Origin of the sequence: Lacisediminihabitans profunda, from assembly GCF_008040105.1 — a bacterium.
In the GTDB taxonomy this organism is placed as follows: domain Bacteria; phylum Actinomycetota; class Actinomycetes; order Actinomycetales; family Microbacteriaceae; genus Lacisediminihabitans; species Lacisediminihabitans profunda.
In genome coordinates this window covers 192599-208300 of record NZ_VRMG01000008.1, presented here as the reverse complement: position 1 = coordinate 208300, position 15702 = coordinate 192599, and the positions used below count along the sequence as shown (strand labels likewise).

At 66.9% G+C, this 15702-nt stretch carries 15 protein-coding genes and 1 pseudogene; 15 read left to right on the top strand and 1 reads right to left on the bottom strand.

Annotated elements, in window-relative coordinates; translation table 11 throughout:
- Positions 1 to 54: 54 nt before the first annotated feature.
- The 4 genes and pseudogenes from rpsP to trmD all read left to right on the top strand — a co-directional run.
- Positions 55 to 453, top strand: a pseudogene (gene rpsP / locus FVP33_RS11865) (30S ribosomal protein S16); the annotation flags it as partial.
- 156 nt (positions 454 to 609) lie between these two features.
- On the top strand, positions 610 to 846 hold the full coding sequence (locus FVP33_RS11860; RefSeq protein WP_147783875.1) for an RNA-binding protein: 237 nt from the start codon (positions 610 to 612) through the stop codon (positions 844 to 846).
- On the top strand, positions 821 to 1477 hold the full coding sequence (rimM, locus tag FVP33_RS11855) for a ribosome maturation factor RimM (protein WP_425460947.1): 657 nt from the start codon (positions 821 to 823) through the stop codon (positions 1475 to 1477). Before FVP33_RS11860 ends, rimM begins: the two co-directional genes overlap by 26 nt.
- Before the next feature lie 11 nt (positions 1478 to 1488).
- Positions 1489 to 2190: a tRNA (guanosine(37)-N1)-methyltransferase TrmD gene (gene trmD, locus FVP33_RS11850; RefSeq protein ID WP_147783874.1), complete on the top strand. Its 702-nt coding sequence runs from the start codon at positions 1489 to 1491 to the stop codon at positions 2188 to 2190.
- Between the two features lie 150 nt (positions 2191 to 2340).
- On the opposite strand, the gene map is transcribed toward trmD, so the two are convergent.
- On the bottom strand, positions 2341 to 3105 hold the full coding sequence (map, locus tag FVP33_RS11845) for a type I methionyl aminopeptidase (RefSeq protein ID WP_147783873.1): 765 nt from the start codon (positions 3103 to 3105) through the stop codon (positions 2341 to 2343).
- Between the two features lie 75 nt (positions 3106 to 3180).
- On the opposite strand from map, the gene FVP33_RS11840 reads away from it, so the two are divergent.
- From FVP33_RS11840 to FVP33_RS11790, 11 genes are all read left to right on the top strand, one after another.
- Positions 3181 to 3729 carry a hypothetical protein gene (locus tag FVP33_RS11840; RefSeq protein ID WP_147783872.1) on the top strand — a complete coding sequence of 183 codons (549 nt, stop codon included), beginning with the start codon at positions 3181 to 3183 and terminating at the stop codon, positions 3727 to 3729.
- Positions 3730 to 3895: 166 nt separating this feature from the next.
- Positions 3896 to 4246 (top strand): 50S ribosomal protein L19, encoded by a 351-nt coding sequence (gene rplS / locus FVP33_RS11835; RefSeq protein WP_147783871.1) that lies wholly within the window; start codon positions 3896 to 3898, stop codon positions 4244 to 4246.
- 292 nt (positions 4247 to 4538) lie between these two features.
- On the top strand, positions 4539 to 5426 hold the full coding sequence (locus FVP33_RS11830; protein ID WP_147783870.1) for a carbohydrate ABC transporter permease: 888 nt from the start codon (positions 4539 to 4541) through the stop codon (positions 5424 to 5426).
- A gap of 4 nt (positions 5427 to 5430) precedes the next feature.
- Complete coding sequence (locus FVP33_RS11825) at positions 5431 to 6375, top strand: carbohydrate ABC transporter permease (RefSeq protein WP_147783869.1); 945 nt, start codon at positions 5431 to 5433, stop codon at positions 6373 to 6375.
- 96 nt (positions 6376 to 6471) lie between these two features.
- The gene (locus FVP33_RS11820; protein WP_147783868.1) at positions 6472 to 7818 is read left to right on the top strand and encodes an ABC transporter substrate-binding protein; all 1347 of its coding nucleotides are present in this window, start codon (positions 6472 to 6474) and stop codon (positions 7816 to 7818) included.
- A 97-nt stretch (positions 7819 to 7915) separates the two neighbouring features.
- Positions 7916 to 10045 (top strand): alpha-galactosidase, encoded by a 2130-nt coding sequence (locus FVP33_RS11815; RefSeq protein ID WP_147783867.1) that lies wholly within the window; start codon positions 7916 to 7918, stop codon positions 10043 to 10045.
- A 17-nt stretch (positions 10046 to 10062) separates the two neighbouring features.
- Positions 10063 to 11214, top strand: a complete 1152-nt coding sequence (locus FVP33_RS11810; protein WP_147783866.1) for an ROK family transcriptional regulator — start codon at positions 10063 to 10065, stop codon at positions 11212 to 11214.
- 615 nt (positions 11215 to 11829) lie between these two features.
- Positions 11830 to 12576 carry a signal peptidase I gene (gene lepB / locus FVP33_RS11805; RefSeq protein ID WP_147783865.1) on the top strand — a complete coding sequence of 249 codons (747 nt, stop codon included), beginning with the start codon at positions 11830 to 11832 and terminating at the stop codon, positions 12574 to 12576.
- Positions 12577 to 13236, top strand: coding sequence for a ribonuclease HII (locus FVP33_RS11800; RefSeq protein WP_147783864.1), 660 nt, complete (start codon positions 12577 to 12579; stop codon positions 13234 to 13236). It begins immediately after the preceding gene.
- A gap of 63 nt (positions 13237 to 13299) precedes the next feature.
- Complete coding sequence (locus FVP33_RS11795; RefSeq protein WP_147783863.1) at positions 13300 to 13623, top strand: DUF2469 family protein; 324 nt, start codon at positions 13300 to 13302, stop codon at positions 13621 to 13623.
- Between the two features lie 27 nt (positions 13624 to 13650).
- On the top strand, positions 13651 to 15678 hold the full coding sequence (locus tag FVP33_RS11790) for a prolyl oligopeptidase family serine peptidase (RefSeq protein WP_147783862.1): 2028 nt from the start codon (positions 13651 to 13653) through the stop codon (positions 15676 to 15678).
- Positions 15679 to 15702 lie beyond the last annotated feature (24 nt).

Sequence of the window (15702 nt, the reverse complement as noted above, 5' to 3'; positions counted from 1 at the left end):
GCACCCCACGCTCACGGCAAGCAGTTCGCCCCAACACATTAACTACGGAGAATTGTGGCTGTAAAGATTCGTTTGAAGCGCATGGGCAAGATCCGCGCTCCTTTCTACCGAATCGTCGTTGTCGACGCACGCACGAAGCGTGATGGTCGTTCCATCGAGGAGATCGGCAAGTACCACCCCACCGAGGAGCCTTCGTTCATCGAGGTCGACTCGGAGCGTGCCCAGTACTGGCTCAGCGTCGGCGCCCAGCCGACCGAGCAGGTTGAAGCCCTCCTGAAGCTCACGGGCGACTGGGGAATCTTCAAGGGTGACAAGAACGCAGTCAGCACCGTGAAGACCAAGGAATCCAAGGTCGAGTACGTCGCCGACGAGAAGAAGAAGCCCGTGCTGAAGCCCAAGGCCGAGGCGCCTGCCGCCAAGGTCGAGGCCCCGGCCAAGGCCGAAGCCGCCGAGGCCCCAGAGGCCGACGCCGAGATCGCACCCGCGGTCGAGGACATCGCCCCGGCCGACGCCGCGGTGGTCGAAGCCACGTCTGACGAGGCGGAGGCCAAGGCCGACGTCACCGAAGAGGCCGAGGCAGAAGACGCCAAAGCCGACAAGGCGTAGGGAATGCTCGCAGCCGCGCTCGAACATCTCGTCAAGGGGATCGTCGACAACCCGGACGACGTCCAGGTTGTGGCGAAGACCTCGCCGCGAGGCGACGTGCTCGAGGTGCGCGTGCACCCCGAGGACCTCGGTCGCGTGATCGGTCGCGCGGGTCGCACCGCCAAGGCGCTTCGCACCCTCGTGTCGGCGCTTGCCGACGGCCGCAAGGTGCGCGTTGACGTGGTTGATACCGATTTCTAGAGAGACACAGCCCCACGACCAGCTCAGGGTCGGTCGACTCACCAAGGCTCACGGCCTCAAGGGAGCGATCAAAGTTGAGATGTACACGGATGCCCCGGAACGTCGTTTCGTTCCGGGCGCCGTGTTCACCCTTCAGGTGCCGACCAGTTCCGACTGGCACGGCAAGACCCTCGAGCTGACCGAGCTCAAGTGGTACAACGCGCAGCCTGTCGCGTTCTTCAAGGATGTGCCGGACCGCAGCGTCGCCGAGACCCTGGTCAAGGCCATTCTCTGGGTGGACCAGGACCTGAGCGAGCCCTCCGACGAGGAAGACGCCTGGTACGACCACCAGCTCGTCGGACTCGCCGTGATGCGCGACGGCGTGCGGGTGGGCACCGTCAGCCTGGTGGATCACCTGCCGGCCCAAGACCTCATCCACGTCACGACCGAGACCGGCGAGGTGCTCGTTCCGTTCGTGAAGGCGATCGTTCCGACGGTCGACATCGCCGCCGGCACCCTCACCGTGACTCCGCCCGCCGGACTGTTCGAGGAACTCCCAGACGAGCCAGACGAGCCGGGCGAACCGATCGAGCCAGGCAAGCCAGACGAGCCGACCGACGCTGCCGTCGGGCCAGAAACCGTCACCGACTAAGGAGTCCGTCGATGCGCATCGACATCGTGACGATCTTTCCGGAGTTCTTCTCCGTGCTGGATGTGTCACTGCTCGGCAAGGCGCGGCAGAACGGACTCATCGATCTCGCCGTGCACGACCTGCGGGACTACACCTACGACAGGCACCGCACGGTGGACGACACCCCGTACGGCGGGGGAGCCGGCATGGTCATGCGCCCGGAGCCCTGGGGCGACGCGCTGGACAGCATCCTGTACGCCAGCGAGGCGCAGCATGCCGCGCCGCCCGTGATCATCTTCCCTTCTCCGGCCGGCGAGCTGTTCAGCCAGTCCATGGCGCGCGAGCTCGCGGTGGAGCGGCAGCTCGTGTTCGGCTGCGGCCGGTACGAGGGGATCGACCAGAGAGTCGTCGACTACGCCTCGACGCGCGCGACGGTTCGGCTCGTGAGCCTCGGCGACTACGTGCTCAACGGCGGCGAGGTGGCCACGATGGCGATGATCGAGGCGATCGGCCGGCTCATCCCCGGCGTCGTGGGCAACCCCGAGAGTCTCGTGGAGGAGTCCCATTCGGATGGCCTGCTCGAGTATCCGAGCTACACCAAGCCGGCCGAGTGGCGGGGCTTCGAGGTGCCGCCGGTGTTGCTGAGCGGAAACCACGGTGCGATCGCCGCGTGGCGGCACGAGCAGCAGCTCGAGCGCACCCGGCGGGTGCGGCCCGACCTGCTCGCCGAGTAGCGCGCGACGATCCCGCGGTGTATTCGCGGCCCGACCTGAAAAGCCAGGACTTTCGGTACGGGAACGTTTCCTGGAGCGCTGTTCCTGCGATTCGGCGGCGAATCTCCTGCATTTTCGGCCTGCCCATGGAATGGATGCGGGGCGCCGCCCTCAGCGGGCGGTGAGAACGAGCGGGCCCTCCTCGGTGATCGCGATCGTGTGCTCGGAATGGGCGGCCCGAGACCCGTCGAGGCTTCGCAGGGTCCACCCGTCGGGGTCGGTGAAGATCCGGTCAGTCGACTGCATGAGCCAGGGTTCGATCGCGAAGACGAGTCCGGCGCGTAGCGGAATCCCGCGCCCCGGCCGCCCGTCGTTGGGCACGTGGGGGTCACCGTGCATCGTGTGCCCGACCCCGTGCCCGCCGAAGTCCGTGTTCACCCCGAAGCCGGCCGCCCGGCAGACCGCACCGATCGCGGCCGAGACGTCGCCCATCCGGCCGCCCGGCTGCGCGGCGGCGATCCCGGCGGCGAGGGCGCGCTCGGTGGTCTCGATGAGGCGAAGATCCTCGTCGCGGGCGGAGCCGACGACGATCGTGACGGCGGAGTCTGCCACCCAGCCGCCGAGGGATGCCGCGAAGTCGAGGCTCACCACATCGCCGTCGGCGAGGCGGTAGTCGAACGGAAGGCCGTGCAGGGCCGCGTCGTTGACCGACGTGCAGAGCACCTTGCCGAACGGCATCGCGCCGAACGACGGGTGGTAGTCGACGTAGCAGCTCTCCGCTCCGGCCTTCTGGATCAGGGACTGGGCGATCGAATCGAGCTTCAGCAGATTGACGCCCACCGCCGAGGCGGCGACGAGTTCCTCCAGCACGCTCGCGACAAAACGGCCGGCGGGCCTCATTTCGTCGATTTCCGCGGGTGTTCTCAACTCGATCATGCGTCTCCTCGTCTCGTACGACTTATTCTCCCGCGCGGCGAGCGTAAGCTTTTACCCATGTGGTATCGCCGGGCTGTGTTCAATACGCAGTTCGCCGCAACCATCGTGCTGCCCCTGTGGCTGCTGATCGGGCGGGTCTTCTTCGGCGTGATCCTTGGCTGGCACTACGCCATCGGCCTCTTCCTGGCTCCGTTGCTCTTCGTGTTCCTCGCGGTGGTGACCACCATCACCTGGGCGCGCAAACGTGTCAGGCAATCCGGCGCCGTGTCGAGAACCGACGCGTGGCTGCTCTCTGCCTGGTACGTCGCCGTGCTGTCCTACGGCTTCTTCGTCGTCGATTCGGTGCACAGCTACGAGCAGGGCACCTCGATCGCCACGCACCTCTTCGGGCAGTCGTTCCGGGATGCGTCGTTCACGATCGCGGACATCTCGGGCGGGGTGATCATCATCCTCGCCTTCACCACACTCTGGGTCGTGCTCATCGAGTACCTCGTGGAGTCTCGCCAAGGGGTGGTGACCCGCCTCACCGGCCTCGACTACGACGAGCTGCGGGCGGCGGTCAACCAGGCCGAGCGACCCCGCGCGGGGGACTCGCCGGATGCCGCCGCCGCCGGGACGCGCTGACCCGTCGCCCGGCGAGTGGCACAGACCCGGCCGATGTGGCAGAATTACCCCTTGTGCCTTCAGCACGGCTCTGCCACAGGGGAGCCGTCACAGACCGGGCACCACTTCCTTCTGAGATTCACCTATATCGTGATCGACCTGTGGCGGTTGCAGAGAGCGAACCACCATGCACATTCTTGACGCCGTAGATGCGGCCTCACTCCGCTCGGACATCCCGGACTTCCGTGCCGGCGACAACGTGAAGGTCCACGTAAACATCGTCGAGGGCACCCGCTCCCGCATCCAGGTCTTCCAGGGCGTCGTCATCGGCCGCTCCGGCGAGGGCGTGCGCGAGACGTTCTGCGTTCGCAAGGTCAGCTTCCAGGTCGGCGTCGAGCGCACCTTCCCCGTGCACTCCCCGGTCATCGACCACATCGAGGTCGTCACCCGCGGCGACGTGCGCCGCGCGAAGCTCTACTACCTCCGCAACCTCCGCGGCAAGAAGGCCAAGATCAAGGAAAAGCGCGACGCGCACTAGAGAATAATCTTCACAAAGCCGGGACGCGCGACACGCGCGTCCCGGCTTTTGTGATTTTCTGGCGCCGAGTTCCCCTCCGAGGGCCGCCTCACCCCGGGAGGGTGCGGCCGCCCTTCACGGTCGAAACGTCGTTATTCTTTGCAATTAGCAAATTAAACCCGAAGAAATTGGCGCCATTTTCCCAATTTTGTGGTCCGAATGTCACAGCGCGTCACGAAAATGCCGACTCCCTTGACTTCTTTACTTCCGTACTGCAATTATGTCTTCTGACAAGGACGTTAGGAGGCCCACCATGGCGGTGACCGCCCGCAAGGGATCGCAGTTCAGGGCAGCGGTGCTGTTCCTCATCCCGGCCAGCATCGGATTCGTGGTCTTCTTCGCCTGGCCGGCGGTCAGGGGCCTCTTCCTCAGCTTCACCGACTACAACCTGCTCCGACCGCCGGTCTTCGTCGGCTTCGAGAACTACATCAAGATCTGGTCAGACCCGGTGTTCTGGAATTCGCTGCGGGTGACGCTCGAATACGTGGTGATCAACGTCGGGGTGCAGACGGCCGCCGCCCTGGTGCTCGCCGTGCTCATGCAGCGCTTCACCCGAACGATGGTCGTTCGCGGGGTCATCATGCTTCCGTACCTCATCGCCAACGTGATCGTGGCGCTGGTCTGGTACTGGCTGGCCGACTACAACCTCGGAATCATCAACGCGGCGCTCGACTTCTTCGGGATCCACAAGATCGGATTCTTCGGCAACCAGAACATCGCCATGGTGACCATCGCCATGGTCAACGTCTGGCGCCACCTCGGCTACACCTCGCTCCTGCTCTTCGCCGGCCTCCAGGCCATACCGAGGGACGTCTACGAGGCCGCCGAGGTCGACGGCGCCGGCGAGTGGCGAGTGTTCCGCAGCGTGACGCTTCCCCTGCTGCGCCCCGTGTTGGCCTTCGTGCTCGTCGTGACGGTCGTCGGCTCCTTCCAGGTCTTCGACACCATCGCCGTGACGACCAAGGGCGGGCCGGTCGACGCCACCCGGGCCATCAACTACTACATCTACCAACGCGCGTTCGAGCGGCTGGACTTCGGATACGCGTCGGCGCTCGCGGTGATCCTCATGATCATCCTCGCTGGAGTCGCGCTCCTGCAGAACAAGCTCCTTCGCGCCAACGAATCAGACCTGGAGAGGTAGCACCATGGCAATCCTCGCTCTCAAGACAACCCGCCGGGCGCGCAGCACCTCGCTCGAAAGCGACCCGGCGCTTGCGAAGTCGAAGGTCTCGATCTTCTTCGGCCGTCTCGCGCTCCTCATCGTGATCCTCATCACGCTCTTTCCGATCTACTGGATGTTCCGCACGGCCTTCAGCAACAACCGCGCGATGTTCGGGGAGCCGCTCAACCTGCTCCCGGTCGACTTCACGTTCGGCCCGCTGCGCCGGGTGCTCGGGCTGTCCACCACCGCGGAGGCACTCGCGGAGGGCGGGTCGGGGGCGTCCATCAATTTCGCCCAGTACATGCTCAACTCGATAATGACCTGCACGCTCATCACCGTGCTGCAGGTGACGTTCAGCGCCATGGCGGCCTACGCATTCGCCCTCCTCAACTGGAGGGGGCGCGACAAGGTCTTCAGCGTCTTCCTCATCGCGCTCATGGTGCCGGGAATCTTCACCCTGCTGCCCAATTTCATCCTCGTGAAGGATGCCGGGCTGCTCAACACGATCGTGGGCATCGCCCTCCCCTCGATGTTCATGACGCCGTTCGCCATCTTCTTCCTCCGCCAGTTCTTCCTGGGGGTGAACCGCAGCATCATCGAGGCGGCGGTCATCGACGGGGCGAACCTGTGGCGCATCTTCCGAACCATCGTCGTGCCGCTCGCCTGGCCGCAGATCATCACGCTGGCCATCCTGCAGTTCATCCAGTACTGGAACGACTACCTCTGGCCCTTCCTCATCGGCCAGACCGAACAGTCCAAACTGCTCACGGTCGGTCTCGGGATCTTCAAGTCGCAGACACCGCAGGGCAACCCGGACTGGGCGGGCCTCATGGCCGGAGCGCTCGTGTCCGCAGTGCCGATCTTCATCCTGCTGCTCGTGTTCGGCCGCCGAATCGTCGGATCCATCCAATCGTCCGGGGTCAAGTAGCCCGGCACTCCCAGAGTTTCGCTCACCGTAGAGCGAATGACGACGCCGGACGGCGTCGTCTGCACCCAAGAGATAGTCACGGAAGAAAGAGAACCCATGAAGAAGAATCGAGTGGCGATCGCCCTCATCGCCGCTGTGCCCCTACTGCTGGCCGGGTGTGCGGCAACCGCACCGGCCGCCTCGACCAGCACGGCGACCACGCTGAGCTACGGACTCTGGGACGCCAACCAGGCGCCCGCCTACACGCAATGCGCCGCCGACTTCCACAAGGCGAACCCCAAGATCACCGTGAAGGTCGAGCAGCTCGGCTGGGACGACTACTGGAGCAAGATCACCACCGGGTTCGTCTCGGGCTCCAACTACGACGTGTTCACGAGCCACCTCTCGCAGTTCCCGCAGTTCATGCTCAACAAGCAGATCCTCCCGCTCGACAGCTACATCAAGGCCGATGGAGTCGATCTCAAGGCCTACCAGCCCGGCCTCGCCGAACTCTGGAAGGGCAGTGACGGCAAGCAGTACGGCCTGCCGAAGGACTTCGACACGATCGCACTGTTCTACAACAAGCAGCTCACCGACGCCGCCGGGCTCTCCGCCGACCAGCTCGCCAACCTCAAGTGGAACCCCGACAACGGCGGAACTTACGAGGCGGCCATCGCGCACCTCACGGTGGACAAGAACGGTCACCGCGGCGACGAGGCCGGCTTCGACAAGAACAACGTGGCGACTTATGGAATCTGGATGGAGAACTCGGGCGGCGGCGACGGCCAGACCCAGTGGAGCTTCCTCGCCGCAACGACGGGCTGGAAGTCCACCAACGGGGTGTGGGGCAACAAGTACAACTACAACGACCCGAAGTTCCAGAAGACCATCGACTGGTGGCAGTCTCTGGTCGGAAAGGGCTACATGCCGTCGTTCGAGGCGCAGACGGGCATCGGCTGGTCCGACCAGCTCGCCGCCGGAAAGGTGGCCATCGCCAGCAACGGCTCGTGGATGACCGGAGCCGTGTTCGGGGCGAAGAGCGCCACCTTCACCCCGGCCCTCGCCCCGACTCCCACCGGACCGAACGGCAAGCGCGCGTCGATGTTCAATGGGCTCGCGGACAACATCTGGGCGGGAACGAAGCACCCCGCCGAGGCCTGGAAGTGGGTCAAGTACCTCGGCTCGCTCGCCTGCCAGTCGGTGGTGGCCAAGGCCGGCGTCGTCTTCCCCGCCATCCCGGCCGCGACCGACGCCGCCGTGGCGTCCTTCAAGGCGAAGGGCATCGACGTGAGCCCCTTCACCATCCAGGTCAAGGACAAGACGACGTTCCTGTATCCGATCACCGACCACCGCTCGGACGTCAACGCCCTCATCACCCCGGCGATGGAGGCCGTGATGTCCGGCAAGGCCAAGGCGAGCTCGCTCTCCGCGGTGAACACGCAGATCAACGCCCTCTTCAAATAGCCGCCATCAAGTAATCGCCGGTCGGTCTGGCCCGGAGCGTGAAGGCGCACCGGGCCAGACCCATGGGCAGCACAGCCGACAATCGAGGAAAACCACCGTGACGCAGCTCGACACCGCCACCCAGAAGAACACCCTGATCACCCTCGTCGCCGACGGGGTCTCTTTTCAGGTGGACGTGTCGTCGGGAACCCCGGCCGTCGTGCACTGGGGGAGGGACCTCGGCGCCTCGCGCGGGGAGGATCTGGCCTCGATGACGGCCGAGGGAGTGCCGCAGAGCAATATCGACGCCCCGCTGGTCCCCGGAATCTGGCGCGAGAATGCCCGCGGGTTCCTCGGTCGCCCGGCCATACTGGGCCATCGTCGCGGACAAGACTGGTCGCAGCTCTTCACCGTGACGAGCCTCGAGTCGTCACCCACCTCCCTCGTCGTCGAGTCCGTCGACGAGGCGGCCGGGCTCAGGGTCTCTGTCTCTTTCCGGATGCAGCCGGCCGGTGTCGTCCTCATCTCCCAGACCGTGACCAACGTCGGCGCCGACGCCTTCGATCTGGCCGAACTGACCACCTGGCTGCCCCTGCCAGACCACGCCGTCGAGACCCTGGACTTCACGGGCCGGTGGGTGAAGGAACGCCAGCCGCAGAGTCGGCCGATCCAGTCCGGCACCTGGGCCCGCGAGGTGCGCGAGGGTCGCACGAGCCACGACTACACCGTGGTGCAGCTCGCGCTGACGGCGGGCGCCGGCTACCAGGACGGATCGGTGTGGAGCACCGGCCTGCTCTGGAGCGGCAACACCAGGCACCTTGTCGAACGGCTGCCGTCCGGGCACACGTCGATGGGCGCCGGGGAGCTCCTGCTGCCGGGCGAGGGCATCCTGCAGGCCGGGGAGACCTACGAGGCGCCCACCGTCGCTGCCACGTTCTCCTCGACCGGCATCGACGGCATGACCGACCGGCTCTATCGCTGGCTCCGGGCCAGGCCCGAGCATCCGACCACCGCCAGGCCACTCACCCTCAACGTGTGGGAGGCCGTGTACTTCGACCACGACCTTGCCAAGCTCACGGAGCTGGTGGATGCCGCGAGCGAGATCGGCGTCGAGCGGTTCGTCCTCGACGACGGCTGGTTCCTCGGCCGTCGCCACGACTTCGCGGGCCTCGGCGACTGGGTCGTGGACCCTGCCGTCTGGCCGGACGGCCTCGATCCGCTCATCGACCGCGTGACCTCGGCGGGAATGCAGTTCGGGCTCTGGTTCGAGGGCGAGATGGTGAACGCGGACTCCGACCTCTACCGCGCGCATCCCGAGTGGATCTTCCAGGCCGGCGGACGCATTCCCCCGGAGGGCCGGCACCAGCAGGTGCTCGACCTCGGGCATCGGGGGGCATACGAGCACGTTCTGGGCCAGGTGGACGCGCTCCTCACCGTCTATGACATCTCCTACATCAAGTGGGATCACAATCGGGTGCTCACCGAGGCGGCGCACCTCGGTGCCGCCGGTGTCCGGCGTCAGACCCAGGCGATCTACCGGCTGTTCGACGAGTTGAAGCTGCGCCACCCTGGACTGGAAATCGAGTCCTGTGCGTCGGGCGGGGGCCGCGTCGACCTGGGCATGGCGGGCCACGTCGACAGATTCTGGACCTCGGACTGCAACGACGCGCTCGAACGCCAGTACATCCAGCGCTACACGCAGTTCGCGATCCCGCCGGAGCTTCTCGGGAGCCACGTCGGGCCGACCCACTCGCACACCACCGGCCGGGTGCACAGTCTCGCATTCCGGGCGACGACGGCCCTCTTCGGGCACGCCGGAATCGAATGGGACATCACCGAGGCCACCCTCGAGGAGCGACTGGCCCTCGCCTCCTGGTCCGGGTACTACAAACGCAAGCGCGGCCTGCTCCATTCGGGGCAGGTGGTTCGCGTGCAGCAGCCGGACGACACCTCGTTCGTGCACGGCGTGGTCGCGCACGACCGCTCGGAGGCGATCTTCGCCTACGTGCAACTCTCGGCCGCCCGGGGCAGTTCTCCTGCGCGGTTCCTGATCCCCGGTCTCGACCCGGAATCCCGGTACCGGGTTCGCCTGGTCGAGCCGGCGGGAGCGGCGCTCTCCGTGCAGGCGCAGACCCCGCCGTGGCTGGCCGGAATCGAGGCGAGCGGACTGGCGTTGGCCGAAATCGGGCTCCGTCCGCCGATCCTGCTGCCGGAGAACGCTATCCTGATCGAACTAGACCGCCTCTAGACAGGAGCACGACCACGATGCCTCCCGCTGAGGCCTACGAGCCCCGATTTCGCGCTCCATCGAGCGAGCTGGCGAGGGAGGTGCTCATCCACGGGCCGATTCTGCGCAGTGACCTGGCCCAGCGACTCGGCCTGTCACTCGCCACGGTCACGCGGCTGAGCCGCCCGCTGCTCGATCGCGGCCTGCTCGTCGAGATGGCCGAGCAGTCGGATGGCGCGATGGGGCGGCCGGCGCGACCGCTTGACGTGCGCGCGGGTGCTCGACAGTTCATGGGGGTCAAGCTCACGGGCGACGAGGCGGTCGCCGTCACGACCGACCTCCGCGCCACCGAGGGGCGACGCGCCGAACGGCCGCTTGCCAACCACGAACTCGCCACGGTCGTCGACGTGATCGCCGAGCTGGCCGCGGATCTCGCGAACGGCCAGGAGATCTCGGCCGTCGGGATCAGCCTCGGCGGCAACGTGTCGAACCACCGGGTCGTCGACCGTGCCCCCTTCCTGGGCTGGCGCTCGACCCATCTCGCGGAGGCCGTCGAGGCGAGGCTCGGGGTGTCCGTGACCGTGGAGAACGACGTGGTGTCGCTCACGGCCGCCGAGCACTGGTTCGGGCTCGGCCGGGGGCTCTCCAATTTCGCCGTGATCACCATCGGGGCCGGGGTCGGCTACGGGCTGGTGATGCACGACCAGGTGGTGAGCACCGCAGACACCGGACTGGGGCTGGCCGGCCACTTCCCTCTCGACGCGACCGGGCCGTTGTGTTTTCTCGGCCACCGCGGGTGTTCCACCGCCATGCTCACCATCCCGAGCATCCGGGCCCAGGTCGAGGTGGGCATCGGCGCACCGGTCACCTATGCCGAGGTGCTGCAGATGGCTCGGGAGAACCACCCGGTCGCGCGCCAGGTCGTGGAGTCGGCGGGCAGGTCCCTCGGTCGCCTGATCGCCGCGGTCGCCAACCTGGCGATGGTCGAGCACGTGGTGTTGGCCGGCGAGGGCCTGGGCATCCTCTCCGTCGCCGACGAGGCGATGAGGGTGGCGATCAGTGCGGACCGTGACCCTGAGGCCTCCCCGATCGACCTTCGAGTCGACGAGGACGGCTTCGTGTCGTGGGCCCGCGGCGCGGCGGCCATCGCCATCCAGCGGACGCTGGACACGCTGGCGACGGCTCCGTAGTCCGCTCGATGTCGCCCGGCTGAACGGCACCGACCAGCTGTACTGCCCAAGGGACGTTGGTTAACCAGCTGATGGGTGGGCGGGCTCCGATTGCGGTGTGGGGCCTGTGTCCCCGCCACGGTGCGGCACTCCCTTGCCTCTGGCGCGCGTTGTGCAGGACGGCGCCGCCGTCCACGGGTGCCCGCTCCGCAGGCTCCAGTTGTGCAGGACGCGTTGTGCAGGACGCCTCGGGCGGATGGCGAGGACGATAGGTGCAGAATCGACGGGAGCGTCCTGCGGACCGGGACTGTTCGGATCGCCACACCCCTACCGTGTCCTGCACAAGCTGTCCTGCATAACCAGAGTCTGCGGGGCAGACACCCTCCACCGGTGCCCGTCCCACACCACCGGGGCCCGTCCTGCAGAACACGGCCCGACCGACGCGGGCGGCACCGCCAGAGGGCCGAGGTCCACGATCGCGACATCCGTAACGTCGCCGACGGCCACACGCGAACGTCCGTAACGGTGTTTGGAGTCACAACCAACCTGCCTGGGCAGTCCAACTAGACGCGCCGTTCCACCGCAGTTTTCGCCGAGCTCCCCAGCACCTAAAATGAGGGGGAGCTCAGGGGTTTAATGACACACATCGATCCAGCCACGTCGACCGACGACGTGCGGGACCAGAGGCGCGGCCGGTCGAAGGGCGTCAGGCTCTTCATCCGGGACATCGTGCTGATCTTCCTTGCCGCCATCATCATCTCCGTGGGCATCAAGGCGTTCCTCATCCGCTCGTTCTACATCCCCTCGGAGTCCATGCAGGACACCCTCGAGGTCAACGACCGCATCATCGTGAACGAGTTGGTGCCGAAGCTCGTGCCCGTGCAGCGCGGCGACGTCGTCGTCTTCAAGGATCCGGGCGGATGGCTGCCGGCTGCCCCGCCCGTGCACCAGAACGGCTTCGTTGCCGGTGTCGACTGGGTGCTCTCCATCGTGGGCCTGAGCGCCCCGGACAGCAACGACCACCTCATCAAGCGGGTGATCGGACTCCCCGGCGACAAGGTCGCATGCTGCAACGCGTTCGGTCAGATGACGGTCAACGGCGTGCCGCTCGACGAGAAGCAGTACCTCAAGCTTCCCGCCGGAGTCACCAAGGTGGCCGGCAACGACTTTTCGGTCACCGTGCCGAAGAACTCGCTCTGGGTGATGGGCGACAACCGATACAACTCCGCGGATTCGCGGTTGAACACCGACACCCCGAGCAAGGGGTTTGTGCCGATGGACGACGTGGTAGGCCGGGCGTTCGTGATCACCTGGCCGGCGAGCCACTGGACCTGGCTCGACAACTATCCGAACGTGTTCGGCGGCGTGGGCGCCGCCCACTAGATGGCTGTCGCCGAGCCGACTCTCGAGATCGAGGCCCTCCTGCACGACGGGGGAGCCCGATTCGTCATCGGCTGCGACGAGGTGGGGCGCGGGGCGATCGCCGGACCCGTGGCGGTCGGGCTGTGCGTCGTGGATGCGCGGATCGGCGTCATGCCAACTGGCCTGCGCGACTCGAAGCTCCTCTCCGAGAAGCGGCGCGAGGAACTCGCGCCGCTCGCCGTCGAGTGGGCGCTGTATTCCGCCGTGGGCCTCGCGACGGCGACCGAGATCGACAGCGTGGGCATCATCGCCGCTCTCGGTCTCGCGGGCAAGCGCGCTCTCGCGAAACTGCACGTCGACGGGGCGGCCGTGCGGCAGTCGGTGATCCTGCTCGATGGAAGCCACGACTGGCTCTCGCCGGCCCTCACGACGAAGCTCGCGGTGAAGACCAGGGCGAAGGCCGATCGCGACTGCGCATCGGTGGCCGCGGCCTCCGTGGTGGCGAAGGTGCACCGCGACCGGCTCATGATCTCGGCGCACGATCGCACCCCCGGCTACGGCTGGGCTTCGAACAAGGGGTACGGCAGCGCCGACCATTTCGCCGCGATCGCCGAGCTCGGAGCCACGGACTTTCACCGTCGCACCTGGCTGCACGGCGACGTCGAGCTCTCCGACGACTGACCGATCCTGCGGCCGGGGCGGGCAGCACAAGGGTCCGCAAAAGCGAACTAGGATTGTCGGAGCATGGAAGAAGACGAGTTCGAAGACTACGACCGAGAGGTCGAGCTGGCGTTGTACCGGGAGTACCGGGATGTCGTGTCCCAGTTCCGCTACGTCGTCGAGACCGAGCGACGGTTCTACCTCGCGAACGAGGTCGAACTCGTTCGCCAGGACACGGAGCACGACTTCTATTTCGAGCTCACCATGAACGACGTCTGGGTGTGGGACGTCTACCGCTCTGACCGTTTCGTCAAATCGGTGCGGGTGCTCACCTTCAAGGACGTGAACGTGGAGGAGCTCTCCGCGAAGGAACTCGAACTGCCCAAGGAACTCGCGCTCGACGAGTAGCCCGTCTGCTCCGCCTAGGCTCGGAGCATGAGCGCCGACCAGCACGACGAGAACCTCTGGCTCGAAGATATCCACGGCGAGGCGCCGCTGGCCTGGGCCGCCGAGCAGAGCGCGCAGACGCTCGCCAGGTTCGCCTCGCCGCAGTTCGACGCCCTCACCGCGAGGCTGCTCGAGGTGATCGATTCGGACGACCGCATCCCGGTCGTCAGCCACCGTGGCGGCCACTACTACAACTTCTGGCGGGACCGCGAACACCCGCGCGGCCTCTGGCGGCGCACGACGCTCGAGAGCTACCGGTCGGCGGACACCGAGTGGGACGTGTTGCTCGACGTGGACGAGCTCGGCCGCGCCGAGGGGCGCGAATGGGTCTTTTCGGGTGCCCGCCTGCTGCCCAACGACTACGGCCGCGCCCTCGTTGCACTCTCTCCCGACGGCGGCGACGCGGCGGCGGTGCGCGAGTTCGACCTCGAGACGCGGGCGTTCGTCGCCGACGGCTTCACCATCCCGACGGCGAAGAGTTCGTACTCCTGGATCGACCGCGACACCATCTTCCTCGGCACCGACTTCGGGCCGGGGAGCATGACCGACTCGAGCTATCCCCGCACGGTGCGGCGGCTGCGCCGCGGCCAGCCCGTCGCCGCGGCGGAACTCGTGCACGAGGTGACGACCGACGACCTGTCGGTCAGCGGCATCCACCAGCACACGCCGGGCTTCGAGCGCGACCTCGTGATCGAACACCTCGACTTCTACCGCTCGCGCACGTTGCTGCTCGTGGACGGCGTCCTCGTGCACATCGACGTTCCGGATGACGCGGACGTCACGTTGCGCCGCGAGTGGCTGCTCGTGCATGTCCGATCGGACTGGGCCGTCGGCGGGGTGGTCCATCCCACCGGAGCGCTGCTCGCCATCCGCCTCGAGGCCTTCCTCACGGGCGACCGCGCGTTCGACGTTCTCTTCGTGCCGGACGAGCACACCGCGCTCGAGAGCTGGGACTTTACCGAGAGCCGGCTGATCCTCACGCTGCTCGTCGATGTCGCCTCCAGCCTCGTGGTGCTGGATCCGGGGGCCGGCTGGTCGCGGTCGCCCCTGGCCGGGGTTCCCTCCCTCAGCACCGTTCGGGTGATCGACACCGACCCGGACGAGTCCGACGAGTTCTGGCTGCACTCGACCGGTTTCACCACTCCGTCGCGCGTTCTCCGCGGGGTGATCGGCTCCGTCGCGCCCGAGCTGATCCGGTCGTCCCCCGCCTTCTTCGACGCCGAGGGACTCGAGGTTCGGCAGCACTGGGCGGTGTCGGATGACGGCACCAGGGTGCCGTACTTCCAGGTCGCGGCCGCGGGGCTCGCGCTCGACGGTTCGCATCCCACCCTGCTGTCCGGCTACGGCGGCTTCCAGGTCTCGCGGCTCCCGGAGTACGGCGGCATCGTGGGCCGCGCGTGGCTCGAGCGCGGCGGGGTGTTCGTGCTCGCGAACATCCGCGGCGGCGGCGAGTTCGGGCCGGGCTGGCACACCGCGGCCCTCAAGGCGAACCGGCCTCGCGCCTTCGAGGACTTCGCCGCGATCGCCCGCGACCTCGTCTCCCGCGGCGTCACCACGCCGTCGCGCCTCGGTTGCGAAGGGCGTTCGAACGGCGGCCTGCTCGTGGGCAACATGCTCACCGGCTACCCGGAGCTCTTCGGGGCGGTGGTCTGCGGTGTGCCGCTCCTCGACATGAAGCGGTACACCCACCTCTCGGCCGGCGCGTCCTGGATCGCCGAATACGGCGACCCGGACGACGCGGCCGAGTGGGACTACATCCGCACCTTCTCGCCGTACCAACTTGTGCGCGAGGACGGCCACTACCCGCCGGTGCTGTTCTACGCGGCGACCAGCGACGACCGCGTGGGCCCGGTGCAGGCGCGCAAGATGGCCGCGCGCATGCAGGGGATGGGAATCCCCGAGGTGTTCTACTTCGAGAATTCGGACGGCGGTCACGGCGGCGCCGTCGACAACGCGCACACCGCACGGCTGAATGCGCTCATCTACGAGTTCCTGTGGAGTCGGCTGGCCGGCTGAGGCGACTCGTCCACTCCCTCCTGG

Coding starts and splice junctions, on each gene's coding strand:
- FVP33_RS11860 (WP_147783875.1), top strand. CDS start 610: ATGCTCGCAGCCGCGCTCGAACATCTCGTCAAGGGGATCGTCGACAAC.
- trmD (WP_147783874.1), top strand. CDS start 1,489: ATGCGCATCGACATCGTGACGATCTTTCCGGAGTTCTTCTCCGTGCTG.
- map (WP_147783873.1), bottom strand. CDS start 3,105: ATGATCGAGTTGAGAACACCCGCGGAAATCGACGAAATGAGGCCCGCC.
- rplS (WP_147783871.1), top strand. CDS start 3,896: ATGCACATTCTTGACGCCGTAGATGCGGCCTCACTCCGCTCGGACATC.
- FVP33_RS11830 (WP_147783870.1), top strand. CDS start 4,539: ATGGCGGTGACCGCCCGCAAGGGATCGCAGTTCAGGGCAGCGGTGCTG.
- FVP33_RS11825 (WP_147783869.1), top strand. CDS start 5,431: ATGGCAATCCTCGCTCTCAAGACAACCCGCCGGGCGCGCAGCACCTCG.
- FVP33_RS11820 (WP_147783868.1), top strand. CDS start 6,472: ATGAAGAAGAATCGAGTGGCGATCGCCCTCATCGCCGCTGTGCCCCTA.
- FVP33_RS11810 (WP_147783866.1), top strand. CDS start 10,063: ATGCCTCCCGCTGAGGCCTACGAGCCCCGATTTCGCGCTCCATCGAGC.
- lepB (WP_147783865.1), top strand. CDS start 11,830: ATGACACACATCGATCCAGCCACGTCGACCGACGACGTGCGGGACCAG.
- FVP33_RS11800 (WP_147783864.1), top strand. CDS start 12,577: ATGGCTGTCGCCGAGCCGACTCTCGAGATCGAGGCCCTCCTGCACGAC.
- FVP33_RS11795 (WP_147783863.1), top strand. CDS start 13,300: ATGGAAGAAGACGAGTTCGAAGACTACGACCGAGAGGTCGAGCTGGCG.
- FVP33_RS11790 (WP_147783862.1), top strand. CDS start 13,651: ATGAGCGCCGACCAGCACGACGAGAACCTCTGGCTCGAAGATATCCAC.